A 25,351-nucleotide genomic window follows, 5' to 3' on the forward strand; every position below is an offset into this window, starting at 1 on the left:
GGGTTTTTGATATTACGATTCTAGTGAATGCTTTCTTTGAAATGAGCGGGGTTCTATGCGACGGAATAATTTCGTGCGAGCAAGGGTGAAAATGACCAGTGCTGCCCAAATTAAAGCAAAACTGACTAAGTGCACAGAAGTAAACGACTCTCCATATAGGAATACACCTTGTATGAGCATTAAAGTAGGTGCGATGTATTGAAGAAAACCAATCATCGAAAGCGAAATGCGGTTTGCCCCGCTTGCAAAAAGCAACAGTGGTACAGCAGTGACAATTCCAGCGCCTAGTAATAATCCGAAAAGAGTGGCGTCTTCTAAATACATGGCATCTGCCACACTAGTACGCACTGTTATTAAATAAATTAACGCAAATGGCGTAATGAATAGCGTCTCAATCGTTAGTCCTGTTAAAGCACCAAGTCTCGCTTTTTTCTTCAATAAACCATAGAGCCCAAAGCTCATGGCCAGGATGAGAGAGACCCATGGTATTTCTCCAAATCGAAAGACGAGATTTAATACGCCAATTGTCGCAAGAGCAAATGAAATGAGTTGCCAGAAGGAAAGCCTTTCTTTTAAGAATAGAATACCTAGAAGAACGCTAATTAATGGGTTGATATAGTAACCAAGGCTGGTTTGAATGACGTGATCATGATTGACAGCCCATATGAATGCATACCAGTTTATAGTGATGAATACGGATGCAAAAGCGATCGCTGCTAGCTTCTTCGGCTGACGAAAAATACCGAGAAGCTCTATTTTAAATGAAGTTAATTTCCTCAGCACGATTAATATGATAATCATAAAAGCAAAGGACCAGATGATCCTATGAGCTAACACTTCTTCAGATGGTACTTGCCCGACGAGCTTCCAATATAGTGGGAGAATACCCCATAAGAAATAGGCGCCGGCACCCGAAAGTATCCCAAACATTTGTTCATTATCTGAAAATTTCATCGTTTTTCCTCGTTTCCATAAGATCACTTCACACTAGTTTAGCTTCCTTTCCAAATCATTACAACGAAAAAGCGTTCGTCTATGAACATAGACTGTTACATAAAGCGAAAGGGGCTGGAAGCAATGAGAGCAGCGCGCATTTTATTAGATCAGAAGGTGGGAGACGTAACAGGGAACGGCATTCCTGATCTTGTGGCCCTTACTGGTAATAAACCATTTGGAGATGATTCACCGTTAGTCGATAGCGTGGTTCTAACGATCAAAAACGATGCCACAGCGATCGATGTCTCTTTTGCTCTTCCGGGTAGTAGTGGCTATAACCCGACCCTTTATTTGGGTGATTTTACCGGGAACAAAGTGAAGGAAATATTAGTGCGTTCTGATTCTGGAGGGAGTGGAGGAATTACGTATGACTTTTTGTATTCCTATCTAAATCAAACCCTGAGGTTACTTTTTGATCAACAGAGTTTTTATGAAGCTTTTACTTATGATGTATACTACCTTGATTATTATCAAGCGAAGGTTGAAAATAAAACGTTAAATCAAAACTATATTGTAAGTCTTCTTTATAAAGGAGAAGAGTATCTTTCGGAAATTTATAAGGAGAATGGGCAATTAAAAGCCCCGATAAAGGGAAGTGTCTTGCCTCCTGGAGGCGTATATCCCATTGATTTGCAGCGTGACGGAGTTGATGAATTGTTGGTTTATCAGAGAGTAATCGGAAGATATAACGCGGATGGGCTAGGTTTTCTTTCTACACCACTTCAGTGGAAAGAAAACCAGTTCGTTCCTATGTATCAATCTTTATGTATATTTGGATAGAGAGTATGTAATAAAAGGGGGATGTGATCCCCCTTTGGAATTTCGTTTTTATTGCTTTTCAAGAAGAGATGCAAGTACGTGTTTCTTGAATTTCTCTGTCTTGCGTCCTTCAATGTAACGTACATCATGTTTTTTAAGCTGTTCAACGTACCAGCCTTTGCTTCCGTAATGCATCGAACCATCCTTTCTCTATTGAAAATTCTATAAGGAGTATTCAATAAACCTTAACCGTGAACCATGTTATCATCCATTGCTCTCTATGAAAAGGGAAAAAGTCTATTTTTTTGAAGGAATTTTGTTACAGGATTCATGAAAAATCATATAAGCAAAAAGATAATGAAAGTAAAGAGGGATATGCATGGATTTTACCTAGTTTTTGGCAGAGGATAAGATTAAAACGGCATTGAGAAATGGTGATATTGACAATCTTCCTGGTAAAGGAAAACGACAGAATCTTGAGGGTTTATCGATGATTTCAGAAGATCTTAGAATAGCCTACAAAGTTCTAAAGAATAGTGGATACCTCCCTGAAGAAGTAGATTAAAAAAATGAGTTACTGTCACTAGAAAAACTTCTTAAGTATTATGAGGATGATAGGGAGAAAGAGCGTTTAAAGCAGCGAATCTCAGAAAAGCAGCTTCGTTACAATAAGCTTTATTAGGAAAGACGCTTCCGTTTAACTAAAGAATATCAGCCTAATGTGCAAAAGAAACTAACCGAATGGTAATTGCCCCCTTTGAATTCAATTTAAGGAGGTTCTTATTTGAACGACCACACTCTATTAAAGGAGAAATTTATACTAAGGCGAATGTAAGTATAACAGCGCGGGCGTGTTTCCATGCAGAAAAGCCTTCCAACAATAGAGGGGGATAGAGAATGGATGGGTCTATATCAGTACATGAGCTAGTTAAAACGTATAAAGGTGATGTGAAAGCTGTCCAGGGCGTAAGTTTTGAGGTAGCTGAAGGCGAATTTTTTGCCTTTCTCGGCCCAAATGGTGCAGGTAAATCTACGACAGTTCAGATTCTTACTACGCTTGTGAAACCAACGACAGGAAGCATTCGCATTGGTGGTGTTGATGTTGGAGAAGAACCTGAACGGGTGCGATGGAATATTGGCGTGGCTCTACAAGAAACGGGTATCGATCCAGTGTTAACGGGGAGAGAGTTAATTGAAATGCAGGCAAGACTATTTGGTTTTAGTAAGAAAGAAGCCAAAACAAGAGCTGTAGAGTTACTTACCCTTGTTGACTTAAATGATGCAGCAGATCGTCCATGTGGAAATTATTCTGGGGGAATGAGACGGAGGTTGGACCTCGCGCTCACCTTAGTTCATAAGCCTAAAATCCTTTTTCTTGATGAACCAACAACTGGACTTGATCCATCGAATCGAAAAGCCATTTGGAAGGAATTAAGCGGTTGAATAAAGAAGAAGGAACGACGATATTCCTAACAACCCAATATCTTGAAAAAGCTGACCAACTTGCTGATCGAATCAGTATCATCAACCAAGGAAAAATCGTCGCATCTGGTAGTGCCGAAGAATTAAAAAGGACGCTCGGATTTGATGCGATTCAACTTGTGTTCGATGAAGTTGATGAAGCGGAGCGAGCAAGTAAAACGCTAGCCGATCTTGCAGAGAATATTGAGCGATCAAAAGAAGAGATTACACTTTACACTAAGAATGGAACACAACTTCTATCAGAGCTTGTTCGTAAGCTAGATGAACACAACCTTTCACCAAAAACATTGAATGTAAAGCCACCATCTTTAGATGATGTATTTATTAATGTGACGAACGAGCAAAAGGAAAGGGCGTGAAGCTATGGGGGAGCAAAAGAAAGGCTCTTTTCTTGTAGATACACTGGTTTTTACAAAGAGAAGTATCATAACAATCATTCGAAATCCATTGATTTTCATTCCTAACTTAATCATTAGTCTTTTCTTTTTGTTTGTTTATGAAGGAGGATTAAGTGGGATTTCAGAGCTTCCTGCATTTGAAGGAGCAAACTACCTTGCCTTTATTTTACCTGTCTCTATCGTTTCAGCTGCGATCGGGGGAGCAGGTGGAGCTGGGCAAGCGCTGGTTAAGGATTTAGAAAATGGATACTTTTCACGTCTTCTTCTTACCCCTTCCTCAAGACTTGCTATCGTACTTGGTCCGATTATTGTGGGAATGCTGCAGCTGCTCATTCAAACGGTGTTAATTCTAGTAGTTGCTTATTTTCTTGGTCTAGAAGTTGCAGCAGGATTTGGTGGAGTAATCGTCGTTCTTTTATTAACGCTTGGGTGGGGGCTTGCTTTTGCAGGGTATTCAGTTGGTGTAGCGTTACGAACAAAGAATGCTCAATCTGCACAAGCAGGGACTTTTGTATTCTTTCCACTTATTTTTCTTAGCACAACTTTTGTTCCCTATGAATTGATTGAAGCAGGTTGGTTAAAAGTGGCGGCAACGATTAATCCGACGACGTATTTATTTGAAGCGATGCGCTCCGTGTTTATTGATGGTTGGGAAGCTTGGCCGCTTATTAGAGGATTTCTGGTCATAGGTCTGTTATGTGCTATTACGATTAGTTTCTCAGCGGTAAGTGCCTCCAAAGCGGTAAGTGCTGATTAAGAGAAAAAAGCTCGCATTTTATTGCGAGCTTTTTTAAAATATAGGCTATTTTTTAGCTGCATGTAGAATAAAGCGGTGTGAAGGTATATCAATAAATCCGTTGTTTTCTATATTTTTATGTAAGCGATAAAGGGCGTTTCGGTAGCGGTCGATCGAGAAGTTAGGAATTTGCCATGGAATCGCTTTTAAATAATAAATGACTGCACCAATGTCATAAAAACGTGTAGAAGGAAAAGATTCTTTAGCATCTACAATGGAAAAGCCGGAAGATTCCAGTTCTTGAACGGCGTAATTCAAGTTCCAATGATCGTATTCAGACTTCATTGGAGCATCCAACACTCGATTTAGTTCTTTCATATCTTCCCCGCCAACCTGCTGAGTAATATAAGCTCCATTAGCGGATAGTATACGATGGACTTCCTTTGGAGAGTAGGAATCATGCTTGTTCATCACGAATTGAAATTCAGCATCTAAAAAAGGAAGAGTATCGTCATCCTCGAATCCTTTTACAATGACTCCTTCAGGCTCAAGTCTTGATTTGGCAATTGGAAGGTTAGGGGGATAGCCTTCAGTTGCTGCTAACTTCTTTGGAAATGGCTTTAATGCTTCAAGAAATTCTCCGCCTCCAGTACCCATATCAAGTACACTGTAGCTAGAGCGGAAATAGTGTAGAACATAAGAAGTGTACGACCACGGAAGCGGTTCGCCGTTCATTCTTTCTGTATTTGTAATATAAGAAAAATCCCAACCTGAGAACGGTGTTTCGATGTCTTTAAGGTGAAATTCAAATGCTTGATCTGTTATCACGTATAACCCCTCCTGTTATTAATTACCATTATAGCAGGGGAGATGTAGAGAGTGAGAAAAAGTTAATATAATCAATTAGGATTTAAAACTACAGAGATTAGGGTAAACCAAGATATGCGAACATTCGATTGAATCGATACTGCAAACCAAGTGAATCTGGAATGGAGATTAAAGGACGTGAAGACATTGAATACAGCTAAGTTATATGATCTTATAGGAATTGGGATTGGACCGTTTAATTTAGGTATGGCTGCACTTGCAGATGAGACAGAAGTAGAAGCGATTTATTTTGATCAGAAAGAAGAATACAATTGGCATCCAGGGATGTTGATTGATGGAGCGGATCTTCAGGTTCCATTTCTTGCAGATTTGGTTACCATTGCAAATCCAAAAAGCCCTTATACTTTTATTAATTACTTACATGAGCATGATCGACTTTATCAGTTTTATTTTTTTAATAAATTTGATATACCGAGAAAAGAATACAACGCTTATACTAAATGGGTTGCGTCACAATTAAATAATTGTTTCTTTGGTCAAAAAGTAATTGATGTTCTTTATGATAAAGAAAAAGCATGCTATAACGTTACGATTGAAGAGGTAAAGACGGGTCGAACAGAGACCTTGCAAGCAAAGCATGTCGTCCTAGGAACAGGAAGTGTGCCAAATATACCTGATGGCTTCGACTCATATCCACCTGAAGATGTTCTTCATACAAATCATTATCTATATCACGAGAAAGAGTTGAAAAAATCACGTTCAGTAACAGTGATCGGGTCAGGGCAAAGTGCTGCAGAAGTGTTTTATGATTTGCTTCATGACCAGGAGAAGTACGGCTATCATTTGAACTGGTTGACTCGATCAGCAGGTTTTTTTCAATTAGAATCAGCTAAGCTAGGGCAGGAAGTATTCTCGCCTGATTATGTTAGCTATTTTCACGGCCTTTCGTTTGACGACCGGAAAGATGCTCTTTCAACACTTGGAACTTTAAGAAAAGGCATAGATTCATCTACATTAAAGAATATTTATCACCTTCTTTACCATCGATCCTCTGAGGGTTCGCTAGATGTGATGATACAACCTTTATCTGAGGTAAATGGTATTGAAAAGAGAGGTAAGCACTATGAACTTGCGTGTAGACAGTGGCAAGAAAATCATGAATTCCAAACGACTACGGATAAAGTTGTTCTTGCGACTGGATATAAACCTCACTTCCCTGAATGGTTTAGACGGATAGAAGACGAAATTGAATGGGAAGATGAGAATCGATTTAAAGTAGAGATGGATCAGCAGCTGGTCTTTAAAGATGGAAGAGAGAACCACATCTTTACGTTAACAAATCTCGATCATTCTCACGGAACAGGAGCAACAAACCTTGCCCTTTCTGTTGAGCGAAACAAGCGCGTGTTGAACTTCGTAGCAGGAAGATCCTTATACAAAGTTAATACAAATACCGTTTTCCAACAGTTTTCTAGTAAAGGAATGTAGAACTTGGAGTGGATAACGTAAAGATCTTTAAAAGCCATACGGAAGCACACTAGAAAAAGGACTCCCCAACTTATCATGTTTGGGAAGTCCTTTTTCTTTCACCAAGATAAGTGATATTAGTGATTCTAGTAACGTTCTTTCAATATGAGTGAATATCCTTCAAGATTAACAACATGGTTAATACCCTGACGAAACGTTGAAAATGTAGGAATTTTTGGATCAAGATCAAGATTCATTAACCATTGCACAACCCGCTTCGTGATTCCCACATAAACGACAAGAATGCCCATCAAAGAGAGCGACTTTGTCATCGTCTCGCATAAGGCTTGTGCCGAGCTCGCATTCAATTCAGATAGCCCAGAGAAGTCAAGCAGAACATAATCCGTATTGTTAGCTGCACAATAATTTAATGTGTTGTCAATAAGCTTTTCTGACCTTTCCTCATTCATGGTGCCGATGAGAGGAATAAGGATAGCATTATCAATAATGGTTGGAATAATCGCTGAAGATAGTTCACTAACAAGTTTTTTGTTTTCCTGAAGCTCCTTTTGCTTTTCTGTTACATCGCGCCAGACAAGTAGATAACCAGTTTTTTCACCTGATTCGTTAAGGTATTCAGAAATAACGATACTAGCTGCAAATCGGTCAAATAAGGTAATGGTACTTTCATATGGCAACTGATAGAGCAAAATGTTTCTTTGGTGTGAAGGATTTTGATGGAACTCATCAATGCTTTTCCCGATTAGTTCTGAAGGGTGATTAATAGGTAAATAGGGTATAAGTGACTTAAGTAGCATTTCTGCACGTTCATTAAACCACACAATACGTAAATCTAAATCGCATACAAATATATTATCGCCTAAACTATTAAGCGCCCTTGTTGTCTCACTATGTGAAAAAAAAGTCGTTTCTGCCAACTCATTACCTCCGCAAATTTAACTAACATATTAATAATATTATAATTCAAAGCATACCAATTGCCTATTAATAACGAATAGTAAAAGACCTTTCATTCTCATTGACTTCTTTTTCTTCCATAATCACGTTATCAACGACGGAATAGGGGCTACCTGATTCTAGTGCAGAGTGAAATTGGGTCATAGTGGCTTCTTCTCCTTGTGCTTCCACTTCAACAGAGCTATCCATTCGATTCATGACATAGCCAGTAAGGCCATATTGGGCTGCTTTTTGCTGTGTATATGCTCGGAATCCTACACCTTGAACTCTTCCTTTAACAATATAATGATACCGTTTCATCTGGCTTCATCCTTTCAAAGTAGTCCTATATAGTACTTTTCCTATTTGTTGTTCTATTAAACGAGTTGCTCTTCAGTATATAGAACGGAAGATAAAGAAGATGGAAGGCGATAATGGTAATGCCTTCGAGTGAAAGTAAGTATAATGGCCATGGTCCTAAGTAGTCCAGAATGGTATGACTATGCGGCTTATTCATTAAGAACATATAGTTTGAACCGATGCTAAGATTGATTGCAAATAACACAGCTACATATAAATTCAGAGTAGTAAAGGCCGTCCATATTGAGCGATAGGAGGGGATATATTTATCAACGGCAATAAATAACCATGATGTTAGAACAATCCCGCCGTGAGCTACAAAAAAATGAAAAAATCGAAAGTGTGGATAAGAATAGAAGCCAAGATCAGGGGTGATCATGGCGAGTAGGGCGCTAGAAGTCCCTACGAAATAAGTTATTTCAAACAATCCCCTCTGTTTTGTTATTAGAAGAGCAACAGATAAAAGAAGTGAAATGCTACTTAATTGAAGAGGTAAAGTCGTAGTAATGCTCCATTCGCTATAGTAAATAAACCAGAGATGAAAGCTCCCCTCTGACAGTAATAAAGCAGTGGCAATCATTATTCGCATCGCAAGATTTGCACGATTTTCTTTTAAGACTGATTTGAAGCAAAAGATAAGCAACATCATAATCCCTAAAGTAAACAACGCTGATAGATGAGGAAAAGAAAAAAGAGCAAAGCGGTTGTCTGTCGACCAGGAGAAAAAAGTTTCCATTCCTAAAAAACCTCTATTCTAATCAAGTAAGCTATTATAAAAAAGCCAAAAGCGTTTATTCGAAAGCTTTTGGCTCCATTTATTGAGATTGTTAAAGAATCTGTTCATAGTATTTTGATGAAGAAAAACCACTAAATGGCTAGCTCAGTTCAATCCTTTAATTGATTGTAATGAGAGCGTGCTGAACAGATGGAAAGCTTTTGACGGAAGACAGGGAGAAGTCAGCTTGTACACCTTCTAAGACAAAGTCAGGTCTAGCTCCGGTTAGCATTAGTTCAGCTCCCATTAGCTTAATGAGCTGATGGAGTTGATAGACTCCTTTATGAAGTTCAGAAGTGAAATGGCTGACACCAGAAAGGTCGATAATTAAGTATTCATCTCCGCTCTTCTGAATATGGGCACTTACGTTCTTTAGAATGAGATCGATTCGTTCGTCATCAATGTGCCCAACTATTGGAACGATCGAGACTTTACGGTCAATTGGAACGATAGGAGTGGATAAACGTTTCACCTGTTCGAAATAATGTTCAGATCGTTCTTCGGCCATTTTGCGTTTAGTAACATCCTGCTGTACCCCTACAAAAAATGTTTGATGTTCACTTTCGAAGTAGACTGGGTAAATTTGGAGTTCATTCCAAAAGAACTCTCCATTTTTTTTATAATTTTTGATTTCAACTTTGATTTTCTCTTTATTTTGAATAGCGGAACGTAATTGAGCAACCGTTTCTTTATCGCTATCCGCTCCTTGTAAAAAACGACAATTATTCCCGATAATTTCATCGGTTGAATATCCGCTTAATTTCTCGAAACCTTCATTTGTATAAACAATTGGATTATCGGGAAGCTCAGGATCTGTAATGACGACTCCTGTATCTACATATTCTATTGCTGTTCTAACGAATTCATTTCTTTTCATACGCTTAAGCTGTTCTTTGTTTACTTTCATAGCTTACAGCTCCATGACGTCATATTTCTCATTTGATCATCACCTTTTAAATTGAATGGTACTACTAGTATAAATCGCTCTCGTAGAAAAACCAATGAAAACCCATTTATTCGACTAGCTTATAAAAATGTTCAGATAATAAACTGAAAAAATCAGACAAATAAGATAGAGATATAAAGGATATTTAGTATTCATGCTATAATAAAAGTATTTATTTTGATTGAACGGGAGGGGTTATGTAATGGATGCACTTGATGTTATGGGAAAAAAAGAAGAGATCTTCCCATACTTCCAGCCTATTGTTAGTGCTGATAAGCAGCAAATTATCGGGTATGAAGTTCTCGGGAGAATTCGAACAGAAGAAGGAATAGATAGTCTCGGATTCTTTTTTCAAGATCAGTCTATACCTGAAGAGTACATATTAGAAATTGATTCACATATTCGAAGTCAAGCGATTGATATTCTTTTAGAGCGCGGAAACGGTCAGAGCCTATTCTTTAATTCGAGTGCCAGGCACCTTCTTTATGACCATGGTGAAACATTCACAAACGATCTTGAAGAGTATGCGAATAAGGGGATCGCTTATGAACAAATTGTCATAGAGGTTTCTGATTATGATATTGAAGATGAAGCATTACAGACTCTTCAGCATATCCTTACGTATTATAAGAGTCTTGGTGTACAAGTAGCTGTTAGCCATGCAGGTAATACGATGAGTAATATTGAAAAAATTGCTATTCTTAATCCCAATATTATTAAGGTTGGTTTATTGAATTTGAAAGATAAAGGTATGCCTCCAGAATATCGAGAAGTTTTGTATGCCTTATCTATGTTAGGAAGAAAAATTGGTTCAACTCTACTATTTGAAGGAATTGAAGGAGTAGGTCAGCTAAAATATGCATGGGAGAACGGCGGGCGTTATTATCAGGGATACTATCTTGGTAAGCCTAGAGCAGATTATCTTGATGTTAACCAATATAAATTTTTGTTAACAAATGAATTTCAACATTTTATCACGCATGAGAGAAAGCGTCTTCTCTCGCTTTATGAGCTGTCTCAAGACTTTAATCGTCATTTGCAGCAGCACATAAAAAGGAGCAGGCAAAATGATTGGAATACGATGGTAGCTGAAGCTGCCCATTCACTTGGTGAAGCTTGTTTTAGAGGCTACATTTGTGATGAAGACGGTCATCAAGTTTCGTCTAACTATTATAGAAATGGAGAAGGAGGGTGGGAGTTTCAGCCTGAATATGAAGGCGATAATTGGAGCTGGCGTCCATATTTTCTCGAAAATATCGTGAGGATGAAGCATGAAAAGGTTGGGATATTGTCTGACCTATATAGTGATATTGAAACAAATGAGCTCATCCGGACTTACTCTTATCCTATAAATGAATCTTATTACTTGTTTCTAGATATACCATACCTCTATCTTTATGAACGAGATGACTACTAGAGAGTGGTGAATACAAGCTCCGTAGAAAGTCATTGTTCCACGTGGTTTGCGTCATATAGAAAGTTTGTGGCAAGACTAGAGTGAAAAGAGGCTTTTAAGGGTAGTAGTAAGATAGTAGCTATAGGAGGGATCAGATGCTAAAAAAAATATCTGTTAAAACAAATCGTCGAGATGAAATGATTGATATTACCTCAGAGGTTAAAAAGGTTATCCGTGATGAGAATCTTAAACAGGGGACTGTTCTCGTCTATTCCGCTCATACAACGGCTGGTATTACGATTAATGAGAATGCTGATCCAGATGTAAAGCACGATATGCTTATGCGATTAGATGAAGTGTATCCATGGGAGCACGAAAAATACCAACATGCTGAGGGAAACTCTGCTTCTCATCTTAAAACAAGTACAGTAGGTGCATCGCAAACGATCATTGTAGAAGAGGGTAGTCTTATTCTTGGCACGTGGCAAGGCATTTATTTCTGTGAGTTCGATGGCCCACGTAACCGTACCGTTTATATCAAAACAATGGAGGGATAACGATGATCCGAGTCTTATTCGTTTGTCTAGGAAACATCTGTCGTTCACCAATGGCGGAAGCAGTCCTAAGGTCGAAAGTAGCACAAGCTGGATTATCGGATCAGATTGAAATTGATTCAGCTGGTATAGGTGATTGGCATGTAGGAGAACCTCCTCATGAGGGAACTCGGGAAATTCTTTTAAAGCAACAAATTTCAGTGGATGGAATGAAAGCAAGACAAGTGAAGGAAGCCGATCTTTCTCAATTTCACTATGTGATTGCAATGGACGCAAGTAATCTTGGAGAACTTCATGAAATGGCGGGAATGAACTCATCGAGCTCAATTTCACGATTGATGGACTACGTAAGCGAAAGTGAGATTGAAGATGTACCTGATCCTTATTTTGAAGGGAATTTTGAAGAAGTTTACCAAATGGTTGAAGAGGGCTGTTCAAAATTACTTGAACATATTAGAGATGAAGAGGGCATATGAAGCTTGATATTGAAAAAGCGATTGTAGAAACAGGTGATCGAACTTCAATTGTCGATATGCAGCCTGTTTTAGGAGGCTCGATAAATCAGGCATTTTACGTTCGAACGAAAGAGCGGGAATACTTTGCGAAAATAAATAAAACAGCTTCTGAACAATTTTTTCTAGCTGAGAAAAAAGGCCTTGAACGATTACGGAATAATGGATTGATGGTACCAAATCCCCTTCTACTTAAGGGGCGTGATGAAACAGAAATGGTTTTTCTGATGGAATGGATTCGTACCAAACCATCTGATGAAACAGGCGATCGGAGACTAGGTAGTCTTGTTGCAAAAATGCATCAACAGCATTCCAATCAGGTTGGTCTGAATGAGCCCAATTTTATAGGAGAGCTAACTCAATTAAACAGCCCTTCTTCCAATTGGGTTACGTTCTACAGAGATTTGCGTCTTGGGGCCATGCAGGAGCTAGCAATTGAAAAGGGGAGGATCTCAAGGGAGCGTGACCGCCGCTTAACCCAACTCCGCCAGAGGCTTGATTCAATCATAGGACATAAACCATCTTTTTCACTTTTACATGGTGATCTTTGGGGTGGTAATTGGTTGTATGGTGAGAATGGGCAACCTTATTTAATTGATCCTGCTGTTTATTTTGGTGACCGAGAAGTAGATATCGCATTTACATATTTATTTGGTGGTTATTCAAAAACGTTCTACGAGCAATATGAAGCTGATTATCCGTTAGAGAAAGAATTTGAGGATCGAATTCCGATCTATCAGTTATATTATCTTCTTGTTCATTTGATCTTATTTGGGGAAAGCTATGGAAGTGCGGTAGATCGAATACTGCAAAAGTACACACTCTGAATGTTATAAAGGCGTTTCATAAGCGTGAATAAAGGGAATTAAATCGCATCTTTATATAACAAGGAGGAAATCAAATGGGTCAGACATATTCAGGCGGTAGTCAAAATAAACTGTTTAAGGCAGTCCTTATTGGTGGATTAGCAGGCGCACTTATTTCACTGTTCGATCGAGGAACGAGAGAATCCATTCAAAACGGATCAAAAAAAGCAGGCACTATTTTGCGTGATGTTAAGAATAATCCATCATACTATACGGATAAATGGAAGCAAACCGTAGATGATGCAAGCGGGCTAATGAAGGAAGTACAAGATGACATTTCAACCCTGTCTCAGAAATTCAATGGATTGAAAGAAAGTTCGGTTGAAGCGTTTAATCTTGTCAAAGAAACACAGGACGATCTTAAAGAAATAGGCTCGAGAGTTGTGGAAGCTGGTGAAGAATTAACTGGCAACACTAACGATAAATTGACACATTAATTGAGCCGCAGGAGGGTATATGGTGGATGCATCATTAGGGCAATTTTCGAAACAGCTATTTTCAAGAATAAAAGAACACCAAGTAACCGACTTATCGGCACAGCTTGCTTACTATTTTTTATTATCGCTGTTTCCGTTTCTGATCTTTGCGATTACCCTCCTCACTCATTTTGATTTCTCTCAGGATCAAATTCTTGATTTAATTGCGCAATACGCACCTTCGGAATCATTTGTGACCATTCAAGAAAATCTTATTCTCGAAGATGGAGCACGCAAAGGCCTTTTATCATTTGGGATTATCGCAACAATTTGGTCAGCATCTAATGCAATCAATGCGATCATTAAGTCACTTAACCGAGCATATAACGTACAGGAAAGTCGACATTTTTTACTAGCGAGAGGATTATCGATTCTATTGTCGTTAGCGATGATCTTTGTAATCGTTGTGGCACTCGTTTTACCCGTATTTGGGGAAACGCTATGGCGTTTTTTTGTATCGTTCTTTGAATTACCTGAATCATTAAGTTTTATGTTTGCGATCATCCGGTGGACTTTAAGCCTATCCATTATGATTGTGGTTTTTATGTTTATCTACTACTATGCTCCAAATAAACGGCTAAATTATAAAGATGTGTTGCTAGGGTCTGTGTTTGCTTCGGTAGCTTGGCAGCTTGTATCATTAGCCTTTTCCTACTACATCAATAACTTTAGCAACTATTCTGCTACATACGGAAGTCTTGGAGGGGTTATTGCCCTTATGCTTTGGTTCTATCTCACTGGCCTTGTGATTATCATAGGAGGCGAAGTGAACGCGACCTCAAATTATTTCAGGAAAAAAGCCCAATAGAGCTAGCGGCGATATGCTGCTATATCTATTGGGCTTTTGTTATTTTAATAGGCGTAATCCATTTAATATAACAAGAATGGTACTTCCTTCATGACCGAGGACTCCCAATGGAAGAGTGAGGAATTGAAAGAAATTAGATGCAATAAGGATGAGTATGACGGCAATGGAAAAGATCACGTTTTGTTTTACAATTTGATTTAATCGGTTAGAAAGATTTACGGCTCGAGTAAGCTTTCCAAGATCATTTTTCATTAGAACAACGTCTGCCGTTTCAAGAGCTACATCTGTTCCCTGTCCCATAGCAATCCCAACATCAGAAACCGCTAGAGCAGGTGCATCATTAATGCCGTCCCCAATCATGCCAACCGTTGCATATTTTTTCTTTAATTCTTTCATGTGGGTTACTTTATCTTCTGGAAGACAATTGGCGAAATAGGTTTTTATGCCAACTTCTTCTGCTATCGCCTTTGCTGTTTGTTCACTGTCTCCTGTCAGCATAATAGGCTCAATCCCGCGTTTTTTCAACGCTTTAATCATTGCTGGCGATTCACTTCGTACTTTATCTTTTAAAGCTATCATACCAGCAAAACCATGTTGATCCGCAGCAAGTACAATGGTGTTCCCACTTGATTGCAACTGGGCGTACTTTTCTTGAAAAGAATCAAATCCATCCTTATCAGTAAAGAAATCTAACTTCCCTACCTTCCAACTGATTCCATTAATTTTCGCTTCAACACCCCATCCAGAATGATCCATCATTTCCTCAGGTTCAAGCCAGTTATGTGATCCTGAATGATTAACAATGGCTTTTGCAAGTGGATGTGTCGACTGCCGTTCGATAGAGGCTACGATGTTCATAAATGTCGTCTCATCCATATCTGAACGAGTGAAAACATCTGTAACTACTGGAGAACCTTCCGTTAATGTTCCCGTTTTATCAAGTGCAACAGCTTTCATGGAGCCTAGTTGTTCGAGATGAACCCCGCCTTTAAATAGGATGCCATTTCGTGCACCTGCTGATATAGCCGATAACGTAGCAGGCATAATGGATGCAACTAGGGCGCAAGGAGAAGCAACAACTAGAAAAACCATAGCACGATAGATCGTTTCATCCCACGTCCATCCAAAAAGAAAGTGGGGAAGGATCATAAGTAAAGAGCCCATTAGTAATACGATTTTGACATACCAGCCTTCAAGTTTTTCGATAAACAGCTGTGATGGTGCTTTTTGATCTTGGGCTTCTTGAACAAGGGCAATGATTTTTTGGAAGACGGTGTCCTCACTACTCTTTGTCATTTTAACGGTTAAATGTCCTGATATATTTAACGTTCCAGCAAATACTTCCTCATTCATTCGTTTAATGACAGGAATAGACTCGCCGGTAATTGCAGATTGATCCAGAGAAGTTTGCCCTTTCATAATTAATCCGTCTGCAGGAACTCTCTCTCCTGGTTTAATAAGAATAACGTCATCTACAGACAGCGAACTAGCAGGTACAACCATTTCAGAACCGTTTGAAATAATGGTTGCGGTTTCTGGTTGAATTTCCATCAGAGATTGAAGCTCTCGTTCACTTTTGTTCAATGTATAGGTTTCAAGGGCACCACTTAATGCAAAAATAAATATAAGTATGGCTCCCTCAGTCCAGTACCCAATACTACCAGCACCGATCGCTGCGATGATCATAAGAAGCTCAACATTCACGTCCTTCTCAGCAAACGAGTCTTCTATTCCTTCTTTTGCTTTAGCGAAACCGCCAATAACAAATGCCGTGATATAGAGACTAGCTTCAACGGAAGGTGAAAATGCGCCCTCCATGATCCAAGCAAAGGCGATGATTAATCCGCTTATTAGGGCAGCAGTTAGCTCCCCATGACGTTTCAAAGTATTCCACCAGAAAGAAGTATGTGAAGTGTAAGTACTTGATTGAATATTTGCCTGTTCCATTATCATTCCTCCTTTTTCTAATTGAGAATAATAGTCATCTTCATTCCCTTACTAAACGTGCAATGCTGTGACCACTTAAAGTGGTCACAGCATTAGAAAGCTGATAATACGGAGTTATCTAAATCGAATTGAGAATGTTTTTCATGTAGATTAGAATAATTATCATGTTTTAATAATTTTATTCTATCACATGCTTCTCATCTTGACTATAAGAAAAAGAACAATTGGGCGGAATGATTTTATGTTTAAAAATGGGAATGAACAGGGAATTGAATTTGTAACAAAGAAAAGATGAGGAGGAGTACAATGCTATTAAAAGAAAAGCTAGAACAACTGAAACATGCTCGTGTCCAAAAGCCTGATAAAGTGTTTACTCTGTATTTAAATACGGATCGTCGTGATGCGGACCGACAAAATGGTGAATGGAAAATTCAATTGAAAAACGGATTTCGAAATTTCGAGGAATACTTAAAGCAAAGTGATAATAAAGAAGATCTTGAAAAATATGAAAAAGTAAAAGAGAAAATTCAAGATGAGCTTAATCGTATAGAAAATGATTTAAAACGCGGACTTATTATTATTGCTTCTTCAGATGATCAGATTTGGTTCGTAGAGCGTACGCAAGTTCCAGTCGAAACGAACCTTTATTGGGAAGAAGAACCTCAACTAGAAGTAGTAGAAGAACTTGAAAACAACTATCCAAATACTGGTATTGTGCTTGTCCATCATGATTATGTTCGGATTATTGAAACTGAACTTGGTTTTCTAACCAAAAGTGAAGAATATGCCTGGGATCCGGACGAGGATAACTGGAGAATTTACGAGGGAACAACGGGAAATGAGAATATCTCTGGAAATGGAAGTACAGCACAGCGAGAGCTATATGAAGATCGAGTAAAAGCCAATCGTGAAAGATGGTACAAATCGATGGCTGCAAAGCTTGATAAAAAAGCAAAAACTCAGCAGTGGGAAAAAATCTACGTGGCTGGTGAAAAAGAAGAAGCAAGCGAATTAAATGAGTTAATGAATAAGGAAGCTACAGTAGTTGGTAAGAATTATTCTGATAAGCGAGATGATGAAGTGATCGAATCGCTAGTCTCATAATAATAAAAGCACCCTTGAGGGTGCTTTTATTATTATGAGCTATGTTAGCTTCCACTGTTGCTTCTCGATTTTTGACTCATTCAATTGGTCATCACAGAACGAGCAAAAATCTAGAATGTTCATGAACATTACCTTATTATATTAGGGCTATTTGACAGCTTTAACAGTGAAAATTTTCGGAATGCCTCTGTCGTGGAGCTTAATATTCGGTTCCTCTGTTACCTGTTTAATAATAAGGTTCTCATCAGCAATGCTTGTAAGAATTTCACCAAGTGTCCATTTACGCTGAAGCACCAGGCTTTCTGCTGTTTCGTTCGTTAAATGCTTCTCAAAAGCAACTTTAGTTTTGTGGATTGTCGGATCGAAATAGTTACCATCAACTTTATGCTTCTTTCCTTTAGACGAAATAAGCTTTGTTGATATAGGATGGAAATCTTGGATTACAAAGGTGCCTTCTGGCTTCAAGAGACGTGAAACAACCTTGAAGAGAGGGTGAAGATCAAGGAAGTAATGTAAAATCCCCAGTTCCATAACAATAATATCAAAACTTCTATCGAGATCATGGTTCATTTTTAAAATGTCAGTGACATAATAGGAGAGGTCCACGTTACACTCTTCTGCAATTTCTTTGGCGAATCGCTCATTTTCATAGGAAAAATCGATGACTGTTGCATTTGCACCAAGTAAACTCATTGCTGTCGCTTTCATACCATGTGATCCCATTAAGTTGGCTACTTTCTTTCCTTGTAGTGAAGGAAGATACGGTAGAAGTGATTTAAGACGTGATTTTGGATTTTCTTTTAATTTTGTTGCGGCTTCTTCAGGTTTTCCAAATCGATTAAGCAATGCTTCGTAAGTTTGTTGATTCCAAGATTTTGCATTCTGGGCTGTCACATTCTCTTGTATTTCTTTTAGGTGAGCATCAATTATATTCCGCCATTCTGGAAGCTTCTGATAGTAATAGAGTGAAAGGCATTGAACTGATTGTTCTCCTAGTGAGACTTCAATGAGATAAGGGTTCGTGCGGATAACGGTGTTGTATGTGCACTCAATTCGTACCGGACACTCATCGATCACATAAAGAGCGTAAGCAGTTTCGGAAGTGTAATCGGGTTTTGCTACTCCGTATTTAAGATTGAAATCATCTACGACGGACTCAAAAGCATCCCATTGAATCGAAACGGCTATAGAATGAGGGGCATCGACTGCTCCTTGAAGCCAAAGAGCTGTTTCATTTATAAAGAAAAAAGGAATGTTATAATTGTTTAGGTTTGAAGAAAGGTTCTTTAAGACATTTTCTTGGAGTTCTGGCATTTTTCCACCTCAATTTTGTTACATGAACATATTTTGTATAGAATACTATAGCATATAGACAGCCCATAAGGCATCTGAAGAATAGGGAGAGACGTAGGATATGCAGACTCAGAATGAAGGTGTGTCAACGCAGAAATGGGTGAAGAGGGGTGGGTCCTTCGCTTTAGGTATCTACTTACTTGCGCTTTTCTATGCGACGTTGTTTATTTATAATTATTATCCATATGGTAAATCAGTTAACCTTGTTTTGTTCGATAGTATAAAGTTAATGTGGGAAAGCGGAAGCTACTGGCTCATCTTAAAAAATATTATTGGAAATATTATGTTGTTTATGCCGCTAGGATTTTTAACACCGCTAGTTTATAAAAAAGGAAAGTCTGTGCTGATTATTGGCCTGATCGGTTTTTCAACGAGTACTGTTATTGAATTATTGCAGTACTTTGTCGCTCACCGTATATTTGATATTGATGATATTCTCTTAAATGCTCTTGGAGCTATCGTAGGCTACGGTGCCTATCGCATAGTGCTTTCATTATATAGGAAAATGAAAAAGACAAAATAAAAGAGGCAGCTTGCGCTGCCTCTTTATCATTTCGTTATTTAGTCTTCTTTCTTCGCTTTATCAAGAAGTTTAGTAATACGTTTTGTAAGCATTTTACGACCTTCTCCGCCTGCTTGGAAATGACGAAGTTTACCTTCTGAATCAAACACGTAATAGGCAGGTACATATTGATTTTCGAATGCGTCTGTCAATTTGTGATCACTATCAACGAAGATTGGTTGGCTAATATCGTGTTGATCAGCTACTTGTTTAATTTCTTCAAGGTCAAGGTCTTTTTCAGAGCGTGGCATATGAACAGCAATAACATTCATATCTTCACTATATTCATCACGGAATTCGTTAACCATTGGCATAGCTTCTTTACATAGACCACAGCTAATGGACCAGAAGTGAATAAGAGTAAGTGGTTTATTACCTACGAGGTCACTCTTCTTAACTTCTCCGTTAAACCATTCTTTTGCGCCTTCTAGTTCAGGCATTTCTTCGCGTAGTTTCATTCTGTATCGACTCCTTTGTTCGGAATTAATTATAATCATTATCAGATAATCACAATTCTTATTATAGTACATATAAATCATAAGTCAATGAAAAGGGTTCATGTATTATATTATTAAGATGGCTATAAAAAGGTTTCTTTACTCACGATGTAGAATACTGAGCATGTGGTTCGGGTTTCTTATGAACGGCTGTTGCTGTAAATAAGAAGAGTAGCATCCCGCTAATCGCATAGAAAATGCTTCCTTCTGTAAACCAATCAATGAAAACTCCACCAAGATAGGGCCCGAGTATACTACCAATGCCAAAAAATATGCCAGCTAGAATGTTCCCGGTTGGGAGAAGACTATTTGGTAGCAAATCGGCCAAGTAGGTAATACTCAGTGAAAATAAAGATCCAACCATCATGCCTGCAAGGAAAAATAAGATAAAAAGTATTGGTACTGATGTGGTGAAGATCGCACACGAAAAACTAACCCAGCCAATAAAAATACTAACGAGTAAGATATTTTTCCGACCAAATTTATCACTGATAACGCCAAGAGGCATTTGAAACACAAGACTTCCGATCACAAAGGCTGGAAGTAAAATCGAAACCGATTTTATATCAATTCCGTTCCGAAGTGCATACACAGGGAAATTACCGTGAAGAGATGCTTCAAGAAATCCGTATCCGAAAGAAGGTAAGAGGGCTACCCAGCCAACTTTCAGAACGCGCGCATATTTAGATAGAACTCGTTCAGAACCGTGCGTCAATGGATCAGGGAACTCATTTTTGATTTTTGTCAGCATCAACCATGTCACCATAGCAATGCCTGATGCCAGTAAAAATGGAAGGTACATAGAATACTCAACTAGAATAGTCGAGAGGGGACCGGCAGCGAAACCAAGTCCAAATGCAGATCCATAAATGGCGATGTTTCTTCCCCTTTTTTCTTTTGGGGTCGTTGTTGTAATCCAAAGTTGTGTTGCGAAATGAAGAAGGTTATCTCCTATTCCGACAATGATCCTTAAAATGAACCAAAACCAAAAGGCCTGCCATATAGGTATTAGCGTGATTGAAACAATTACAAGCAGAAGTCCAACGGCTATAGCTGGTTTATAACCATATTTTCGAACGGGTTTCTCAATAAAGGGTGAGGCAAAAAGGATCCCTATGTAAAGAGCCGAAGCATTAAGTCCATTCATGCTAGACGATACGCCTGCCTCCTCTAGAAGAATAGATAACAAAGGAAGCAGCATCCCTTGAGAATACCCAGAAATAAAAACGATTGAAATAAGAATCAGAAATCGGTAACGGTTTGATTCAAACAATTTGTTCACACTCCAATTAGCCAAAAAAGGAAATTCTTATCAGTGCTTATTTTAATGGAATGGGGTGAAAAGAGCCACCGTTCGCATTTTTTTAAAAGCTGATCTAAAATAAGGACAACGTCTAGTAAAGGAGTGGTCATGTTGGAATTTAACATGAAGAAAGAAGAAACTGGTTTTACAGCTGATTTTGAATATGGAACGCTTCATATTTCAGGGGACGAGCAGTTTGGTTTTCGTCCATATCAACTACTTGTTTCATCAATAGCAGTTTGTAGTGGTGGTGTGTTACGCCAAATTCTTGATAAAAAGCGAATGGACTATGAAGATATTCAAATAAAAGCAGATGTCACTCGTAATGAAAAGGAAGCAAATCGTGTTGAAGAAATTCATCTTCATTTCACACTAGTTGGAGAGCTGAACGAGCAGAAAGTAGAAAGAGCGCTTGAATTAACGAAAAAGCATTGTTCAATGGCACAGTCTGTTTTGGGAAGCATTGAATTGAAGGAAACTTTCGAGATTGTATCAAAATAAAGAAACGAAAAAAAGGGTCACCGCAGTGGCCCTTTTTTTCGTTTTTTTATTTTACCTATCTATGCGTAGTAAAACTCCTCTAATGGGAGGTTATTTTATAACTCAAGTGTTTCTGGTGTGTTTTCACCCTCATTCATTAAACGAATTGTATCCGGAGTGATTTTGAGAACGACATAGTTTGGATCTTCTGGTGAATCGAACCATTTTTTCAGCTGGTCACCCCATAGTTTTTCTTTTGTTTCTTTTGAGTCATCTATCGTGACGTGACCTTGTACTTCTACGTAACGGTCATGCCAACCTTCGCCGTCGTATCCAAGCAAAACGTGCACGTTATTATTTTGCTCGATGTCTTCTACTTTATGAGTTTCCTTACTAGTTGGAGTCATTAGTGTAAGTCCATCGTGGAAGAACGTCATAAATCTTGAATGAGGCTTATTTTCCTTCACTGTGCTAAGTGTTCCTACATAGTGAGAATCAAAGATGCTTAGTACCTTGTTTTTAATTTCTGATTGAGACATTGCCATTACAAATTCTCCTTTCGAATTTAACTCTAATCTTAATCTTCCTCTAATCTCGAATTCTAAAACGCGATAATATGCCATTATTTACTACGGGAGCTTTTAGCGCATTCCTTCGTTTTTCATTCAGATACTAGGGGTATAGCCATATGTAGATTCTAATTTGAACATAAGAAGGTAATCAGATGAACAAGAGCTATGATTTTACTCAAGGTAACATTACGAAGCAAATGGTTTATTTTTCATTGCCTATTTTTTTAACTAATTTACTGCAAACGTCTTATCAATTTATAGATAGCATTTGGGTTGGTAACTTACTCGGTTCAAATGCACTTGGCGCTATTTCAATTGCAGCTCCCGTCATTTTTACTGTTCTCTCCTTCATCATCGGAGTGAATAGTGCAACGTTAACAGTACTGTCTCAGCGGAAAGGAGCATCTGATAAAAAGGGATTAGTCGAGTCGCTAAATGCATTTGTTGTCGCTTTAACGATCTTATCGGTTGCGTTTGGAATTATTGGCTTCCTCTTTACTGACCCTATTCTTAAATTCCTTGGAACGCCGGATGAGATATTTGAAAGTACGAAAGTATACTTGCGAATTAACTTTTTAGGCATTCTCTTTTTATTTGGTTATAACTTTATCGGCACAGTATTACGAGCTCTAGGGGATAGTAAAACTCCGATTCGATTTGTCCTTTTTGCTGTAATTTTAAATACTGCACTGGATCCGTTGTTTATTGCTTATTTCAACTGGGGAATTGAAGGCGCTGCATATGCAACGATTATTTCTCAAGGCTCAGCATTTCTATATGGTGTGGTTTATTCTATCTGGAAGTCTAAAATTCCGTTTACTGTTCCCCACCTGCCAGACATGAAAGAACTTAAACGTATTTCAAAGCTTGGAATTCCTGCTGGCTTACAAATGATGACTGTTTCAGCGGGAGTGACGGCGATTATGGGGATTGTTGCAAGTTTTGGTACACAAGTTGTTGCAGGTTTTGGTGCGGCGCAAAGACTTGATCGCATTATCATGTTACCGGCGTTTACTCTTGGAGCCGCTGTAAATAGCATGGCTGGACAGAACATTGGCTCTGGAAAGTGGCAAAGGGTTTCAGCGATATCTAAGAATGGGATTATTTTAATCCTTGCCGTTTCTTTTACAATTAGTGCTATTATCTTTTTATCAGCTGAATCAATGATCCGTCTCTTTATTGATGATCCTAAGACAATTGCTTTCGGTGAGAACTACTTAAAAACCGTTGCCTTTTTCTATCCGTTTCTTGGTATTAATTTTGTTTTAAATGGAGTGGTTAAAGCTGCCGGTGCTATGGTTCAGGTGCTTATACTTAATATTATTTCATTCTGGATCCTTCGCGTTCCGCTCACTTACGCTTTTTCAAAATGGTTAGGAGCAGAAGGGATTGCGTACGGTATAGGAGTAAGCTTTATTATCTCGAGCGTATTTGCTATTGGGTATTACCGTTATGGAAAATGGCGTGATATAGAATTATTCGATCAGCAAAAGGAAGAAGACTCAAGTCAAAGTAAGGCTTAAAAGGAATGGCTTAGAAAGTGTCGTCTTTTTACTACATCGTACGTTACAATGAAAAGGATATAGTAAAAGAGAGGATGCGGTCAGTGAAAATAAAACGATTCTTATTTTATGTAATAGGGCTCTTCGTATTAACTGCTGGAATAACATTAACAATTAAATCTGATATCGGAGCAGGAGCTTGGGATGCGCTTAACGTAGGATTATCTGAGAAGATCGGTTTTACGGTTGGGACCTGGGTAATCCTCGTTGGAGTCATCTTGATTATAGTCAATGCGCTTCTGATGAAAGCCTGGCCAGATTTCTTTGCTCTTATCACGATTATCGTAACAGGTTTGTTTATTGATTTTTGGCTACTTACGTTATTTTCAAATTGGACGATTACGGACGTATTCCTTGCTTATGCGGTTTTTATAATAGGAATGATATTCATCGGCCTTGGTATTGCGATATACCTTCAAGCCAAATTTGCGGTGATCCCAATCGATGGTTTAATGCTTGCGATTCATCATAGAACCGGTTTAAGCATTCGAACTTCGAAAACGGCTGGTGAACTTATTGCGCTACTTGCTGCATTGCTTTTAGGAGGGCCGATTGGTGTGGGCACGATTGCCATTACATTTGGCATCGGACCTCTTGTCCAATTTTTCTATCCTACTTTTGAGAAAATGAACGCTTAAGCGTTCATTTTTTTTGTGGGAAATGTCTAGCGCTTGTCGGCTCTAAACGTTCGTTTCCGCTTTTAATATCTAAATTTGTTGGATAAAACGGATGGTTCTAGAAAAAAATACTGATAAGAGTTTGAAGCCATTCGTTTAAATGAATGCTAACAAAGGAGAAGTTTGTATGAAGAAAATCTTGTTAATGCTCGTTATTCTAGCTGTTATTCTACCTCTAAACACACTAGCCGCAGAAGGGCAGAAAGCGGGGAAAGATCAATCGCTAAAAGTTCCTGATTCTACGGTTAATATTTCGAAAGAAAACACTTATCCAAATCCCGCACAGGATTTACCTACCTTGCAGCCGAGTGAGTTGACGAAGGAGTTAACAGGATCTGCAGATGTCCCCATTGCTAATCCTGAATTGATTCAGATTTTAAATGATTCTTCGATTTCACCGTCTAAGCTAGCGATCGGTTATCGTGCGAGTATTTATCTAGGTAAGTGGGCGTTGAATTATGATTCTGCAGAAACAAATATTAACTGGCAATACAAGCAGGCAAATATAAATCGGGTAGATAATCGAGGTGGAAGTGGTCCAATTCAGATGACGTATCGCCAAGAGGAAGAGAAGAAGGTGAATGGTGGATTAACGGCCTCAATTCCTGATAGTGAAGACGTGAAGAAGATGATGATGATGAAGGCCTCTGAAAAAACGAAGCTCTCTTTATCTTTTCAAACAATGATTGGGAAAGATACTAAAAAAGGTAATGTGTATAATGTGGGAGCTAAGAACTATGGTACTTTAACGAGCTATGTTCCTGCTGTAAATGAAAAAGGGACAGTAACATATGGAGAAGTTTATCTTGTTTTAAAAGGAAGCAAAATGAAACTTGAGGTTCGTAACGTGACTCAGCAAGGAATTGGTGCATGGATCCCGGTTCAAGACTACCTTAGTTTTGAATTTAATACGCGACAATAACCAGCAGAAATGCTGGTTTTCTTATGAGGATAACAAGGTATTCGGTTCGAGGAAGT

Annotated in this window: 30 protein-coding genes; 18 read left to right on the forward strand and 12 right to left on the reverse strand. The window is 38.5% G+C overall.

The window, feature by feature from the left end; genetic code table 11:
• Nucleotides 1-12: 12 nt before the first annotated feature.
• A complete protein-coding gene (rarD, locus tag AC0VYJ_RS02455; RefSeq protein ID WP_475366439.1) occupies nucleotides 13-954 on the reverse strand; it encodes an EamA family transporter RarD in 942 nt (313 codons plus the stop codon).
• Between the two features lie 123 nt (nucleotides 955-1,077).
• Here rarD and AC0VYJ_RS02460 point away from each other — a divergent pair, with 123 nt between their 5' ends.
• Nucleotides 1,078-1,776 (forward strand): VCBS repeat-containing protein, encoded by a 699-nt coding sequence (locus tag AC0VYJ_RS02460; protein ID WP_475366440.1) that lies wholly within the window; start codon nucleotides 1,078-1,080, stop codon nucleotides 1,774-1,776.
• A gap of 48 nt (nucleotides 1,777-1,824) precedes the next feature.
• Here the strand turns inward: AC0VYJ_RS02460 and AC0VYJ_RS02465 are convergent, their stop codons facing one another.
• The gene (locus AC0VYJ_RS02465; protein WP_206894414.1) at nucleotides 1,825-1,950 is read right to left on the reverse strand and encodes a DUF2639 domain-containing protein; all 126 of its coding nucleotides are present in this window, start codon (nucleotides 1,948-1,950) and stop codon (nucleotides 1,825-1,827) included.
• A gap of 202 nt (nucleotides 1,951-2,152) precedes the next feature.
• Between AC0VYJ_RS02465 and AC0VYJ_RS02470 the strand changes: the two genes are divergently transcribed.
• The 4 genes from AC0VYJ_RS02470 (at nucleotide 2,153) to AC0VYJ_RS02485 (ending at nucleotide 4,392) form a co-directional block, all read left to right on the forward strand.
• Nucleotides 2,153-2,320, forward strand: coding sequence for a DnaJ family domain-containing protein (locus tag AC0VYJ_RS02470; RefSeq protein ID WP_475366441.1), 168 nt, complete (start codon nucleotides 2,153-2,155; stop codon nucleotides 2,318-2,320).
• Nucleotides 2,321-2,652: 332 nt separating this feature from the next.
• Nucleotides 2,653-3,198, forward strand: a complete 546-nt coding sequence (locus tag AC0VYJ_RS02475) for an ABC transporter ATP-binding protein (RefSeq protein ID WP_475366442.1) — start codon at nucleotides 2,653-2,655, stop codon at nucleotides 3,196-3,198.
• The gene (locus tag AC0VYJ_RS02480) at nucleotides 3,195-3,596 is read left to right on the forward strand and encodes an ATP-binding protein DrrA1-3 family domain-containing protein (RefSeq protein WP_475366443.1); all 402 of its coding nucleotides are present in this window, start codon (nucleotides 3,195-3,197) and stop codon (nucleotides 3,594-3,596) included. Before AC0VYJ_RS02475 ends, AC0VYJ_RS02480 begins: the two co-directional genes overlap by 4 nt.
• Nucleotides 3,597-3,600: 4 nt before the next feature.
• Nucleotides 3,601-4,392, forward strand: coding sequence for an ABC transporter permease (locus AC0VYJ_RS02485; protein WP_475366444.1), 792 nt, complete (start codon nucleotides 3,601-3,603; stop codon nucleotides 4,390-4,392).
• A gap of 45 nt (nucleotides 4,393-4,437) precedes the next feature.
• Here AC0VYJ_RS02485 and AC0VYJ_RS02490 read toward each other — a convergent pair whose 3' ends face one another.
• Nucleotides 4,438-5,199 (reverse strand): methyltransferase domain-containing protein, encoded by a 762-nt coding sequence (locus tag AC0VYJ_RS02490; RefSeq protein ID WP_475366445.1) that lies wholly within the window; start codon nucleotides 5,197-5,199, stop codon nucleotides 4,438-4,440.
• 177 nt (nucleotides 5,200-5,376) lie between these two features.
• On the opposite strand from AC0VYJ_RS02490, the gene AC0VYJ_RS02495 reads away from it, so the two are divergent.
• On the forward strand, nucleotides 5,377-6,687 hold the full coding sequence (locus AC0VYJ_RS02495) for a lysine N(6)-hydroxylase/L-ornithine N(5)-oxygenase family protein (RefSeq protein WP_430241559.1): 1,311 nt from the start codon (nucleotides 5,377-5,379) through the stop codon (nucleotides 6,685-6,687).
• Nucleotides 6,688-6,812: 125 nt separating this feature from the next.
• Here the strand turns inward: AC0VYJ_RS02495 and AC0VYJ_RS02500 are convergent, their stop codons facing one another.
• The 4 genes from AC0VYJ_RS02500 to ytvA all read right to left on the reverse strand — a co-directional run bounded on the left by AC0VYJ_RS02500 (nucleotide 6,813) and on the right by ytvA (nucleotide 9,665).
• On the reverse strand, nucleotides 6,813-7,604 hold the full coding sequence (locus tag AC0VYJ_RS02500) for an STAS domain-containing protein (RefSeq protein WP_475366446.1): 792 nt from the start codon (nucleotides 7,602-7,604) through the stop codon (nucleotides 6,813-6,815).
• Between the two features lie 67 nt (nucleotides 7,605-7,671).
• Nucleotides 7,672-7,944 carry an acylphosphatase gene (locus tag AC0VYJ_RS02505; RefSeq protein ID WP_430241556.1) on the reverse strand — a complete coding sequence of 91 codons (273 nt, stop codon included), beginning with the start codon at nucleotides 7,942-7,944 and terminating at the stop codon, nucleotides 7,672-7,674.
• Between the two features lie 25 nt (nucleotides 7,945-7,969).
• On the reverse strand, nucleotides 7,970-8,719 hold the full coding sequence (locus tag AC0VYJ_RS02510; RefSeq protein WP_475366447.1) for a YwaF family protein: 750 nt from the start codon (nucleotides 8,717-8,719) through the stop codon (nucleotides 7,970-7,972).
• A 157-nt stretch (nucleotides 8,720-8,876) separates the two neighbouring features.
• Nucleotides 8,877-9,665, reverse strand: a complete 789-nt coding sequence (gene ytvA, locus AC0VYJ_RS02515) for a YtvA family blue-light photoreceptor (protein WP_430241554.1) — start codon at nucleotides 9,663-9,665, stop codon at nucleotides 8,877-8,879.
• A 241-nt stretch (nucleotides 9,666-9,906) separates the two neighbouring features.
• Between ytvA and AC0VYJ_RS02520 the strand changes: the two genes are divergently transcribed.
• The 6 genes from AC0VYJ_RS02520 to AC0VYJ_RS02545 all read left to right on the forward strand — a co-directional run bounded on the left by AC0VYJ_RS02520 (nucleotide 9,907) and on the right by AC0VYJ_RS02545 (nucleotide 14,316).
• Complete coding sequence (locus tag AC0VYJ_RS02520; RefSeq protein WP_475366448.1) at nucleotides 9,907-11,121, forward strand: EAL domain-containing protein; 1,215 nt, start codon at nucleotides 9,907-9,909, stop codon at nucleotides 11,119-11,121.
• A gap of 134 nt (nucleotides 11,122-11,255) precedes the next feature.
• Nucleotides 11,256-11,657, forward strand: coding sequence for a secondary thiamine-phosphate synthase enzyme YjbQ (locus AC0VYJ_RS02525; protein ID WP_194220122.1), 402 nt, complete (start codon nucleotides 11,256-11,258; stop codon nucleotides 11,655-11,657).
• A gap of 2 nt (nucleotides 11,658-11,659) precedes the next feature.
• Nucleotides 11,660-12,130 carry a low molecular weight protein-tyrosine-phosphatase gene (locus AC0VYJ_RS02530; protein ID WP_303533889.1) on the forward strand — a complete coding sequence of 157 codons (471 nt, stop codon included), beginning with the start codon at nucleotides 11,660-11,662 and terminating at the stop codon, nucleotides 12,128-12,130.
• Nucleotides 12,127-12,993, forward strand: a complete 867-nt coding sequence (locus AC0VYJ_RS02535; protein WP_475366449.1) for a fructosamine kinase family protein — start codon at nucleotides 12,127-12,129, stop codon at nucleotides 12,991-12,993. The genes AC0VYJ_RS02530 and AC0VYJ_RS02535 overlap by 4 nt, the downstream gene beginning before the upstream one ends.
• A gap of 74 nt (nucleotides 12,994-13,067) precedes the next feature.
• The gene (locus AC0VYJ_RS02540) at nucleotides 13,068-13,469 is read left to right on the forward strand and encodes a hypothetical protein (RefSeq protein ID WP_475366450.1); all 402 of its coding nucleotides are present in this window, start codon (nucleotides 13,068-13,070) and stop codon (nucleotides 13,467-13,469) included.
• A gap of 22 nt (nucleotides 13,470-13,491) precedes the next feature.
• Nucleotides 13,492-14,316 carry a YihY/virulence factor BrkB family protein gene (locus tag AC0VYJ_RS02545; RefSeq protein ID WP_430241544.1) on the forward strand — a complete coding sequence of 275 codons (825 nt, stop codon included), beginning with the start codon at nucleotides 13,492-13,494 and terminating at the stop codon, nucleotides 14,314-14,316.
• Nucleotides 14,317-14,355: 39 nt separating this feature from the next.
• On the opposite strand, the gene AC0VYJ_RS02550 is transcribed toward AC0VYJ_RS02545, so the two are convergent.
• On the reverse strand, nucleotides 14,356-16,269 hold the full coding sequence (locus AC0VYJ_RS02550) for a heavy metal translocating P-type ATPase (RefSeq protein WP_475366451.1): 1,914 nt from the start codon (nucleotides 16,267-16,269) through the stop codon (nucleotides 14,356-14,358).
• A 300-nt stretch (nucleotides 16,270-16,569) separates the two neighbouring features.
• Between AC0VYJ_RS02550 and AC0VYJ_RS02555 the strand changes: the two genes are divergently transcribed.
• The gene (locus AC0VYJ_RS02555; RefSeq protein WP_194220116.1) at nucleotides 16,570-17,367 is read left to right on the forward strand and encodes a VLRF1 family aeRF1-type release factor; all 798 of its coding nucleotides are present in this window, start codon (nucleotides 16,570-16,572) and stop codon (nucleotides 17,365-17,367) included.
• 147 nt (nucleotides 17,368-17,514) lie between these two features.
• Here the strand turns inward: AC0VYJ_RS02555 and AC0VYJ_RS02560 are convergent, their stop codons facing one another.
• Nucleotides 17,515-18,681 (reverse strand): class I SAM-dependent methyltransferase, encoded by a 1,167-nt coding sequence (locus tag AC0VYJ_RS02560; RefSeq protein WP_475366452.1) that lies wholly within the window; start codon nucleotides 18,679-18,681, stop codon nucleotides 17,515-17,517.
• A gap of 100 nt (nucleotides 18,682-18,781) precedes the next feature.
• Between AC0VYJ_RS02560 and AC0VYJ_RS02565 the strand changes: the two genes are divergently transcribed.
• The gene (locus AC0VYJ_RS02565; RefSeq protein WP_194220114.1) at nucleotides 18,782-19,243 is read left to right on the forward strand and encodes a VanZ family protein; all 462 of its coding nucleotides are present in this window, start codon (nucleotides 18,782-18,784) and stop codon (nucleotides 19,241-19,243) included.
• A 38-nt stretch (nucleotides 19,244-19,281) separates the two neighbouring features.
• Here the strand turns inward: AC0VYJ_RS02565 and AC0VYJ_RS02570 are convergent, their stop codons facing one another.
• The gene (locus tag AC0VYJ_RS02570) at nucleotides 19,282-19,740 is read right to left on the reverse strand and encodes a TlpA disulfide reductase family protein (RefSeq protein WP_194220113.1); all 459 of its coding nucleotides are present in this window, start codon (nucleotides 19,738-19,740) and stop codon (nucleotides 19,282-19,284) included.
• A 142-nt stretch (nucleotides 19,741-19,882) separates the two neighbouring features.
• Nucleotides 19,883-21,052: an MFS transporter gene (locus tag AC0VYJ_RS02575; RefSeq protein ID WP_430241536.1), complete on the reverse strand. Its 1,170-nt coding sequence runs from the start codon at nucleotides 21,050-21,052 to the stop codon at nucleotides 19,883-19,885.
• Nucleotides 21,053-21,193: 141 nt separating this feature from the next.
• Between AC0VYJ_RS02575 and AC0VYJ_RS02580 the strand changes: the two genes are divergently transcribed.
• On the forward strand, nucleotides 21,194-21,583 hold the full coding sequence (locus AC0VYJ_RS02580; protein WP_226616524.1) for an OsmC family protein: 390 nt from the start codon (nucleotides 21,194-21,196) through the stop codon (nucleotides 21,581-21,583).
• A gap of 95 nt (nucleotides 21,584-21,678) precedes the next feature.
• On the opposite strand, the gene AC0VYJ_RS02585 is transcribed toward AC0VYJ_RS02580, so the two are convergent.
• Nucleotides 21,679-22,101: a pyridoxamine 5'-phosphate oxidase family protein gene (locus AC0VYJ_RS02585; RefSeq protein WP_475367447.1), complete on the reverse strand. Its 423-nt coding sequence runs from the start codon at nucleotides 22,099-22,101 to the stop codon at nucleotides 21,679-21,681.
• A gap of 185 nt (nucleotides 22,102-22,286) precedes the next feature.
• Between AC0VYJ_RS02585 and AC0VYJ_RS02590 the strand changes: the two genes are divergently transcribed.
• The 3 genes from AC0VYJ_RS02590 to AC0VYJ_RS02600 all read left to right on the forward strand — a co-directional run bounded on the left by AC0VYJ_RS02590 (nucleotide 22,287) and on the right by AC0VYJ_RS02600 (nucleotide 25,295).
• Nucleotides 22,287-23,657: an MATE family efflux transporter gene (locus AC0VYJ_RS02590; RefSeq protein ID WP_475366453.1), complete on the forward strand. Its 1,371-nt coding sequence runs from the start codon at nucleotides 22,287-22,289 to the stop codon at nucleotides 23,655-23,657.
• Nucleotides 23,658-23,731: 74 nt separating this feature from the next.
• Complete coding sequence (locus AC0VYJ_RS02595) at nucleotides 23,732-24,334, forward strand: YczE/YyaS/YitT family protein (protein ID WP_475366454.1); 603 nt, start codon at nucleotides 23,732-23,734, stop codon at nucleotides 24,332-24,334.
• 166 nt (nucleotides 24,335-24,500) lie between these two features.
• On the forward strand, nucleotides 24,501-25,295 hold the full coding sequence (locus AC0VYJ_RS02600) for a YfkD famly protein (protein ID WP_194220109.1): 795 nt from the start codon (nucleotides 24,501-24,503) through the stop codon (nucleotides 25,293-25,295).
• Nucleotides 25,296-25,351 lie beyond the last annotated feature (56 nt).

The organism is Anaerobacillus sp. 63XJN7_5_ISO-PGPR-S23-430, from assembly GCF_056173695.1.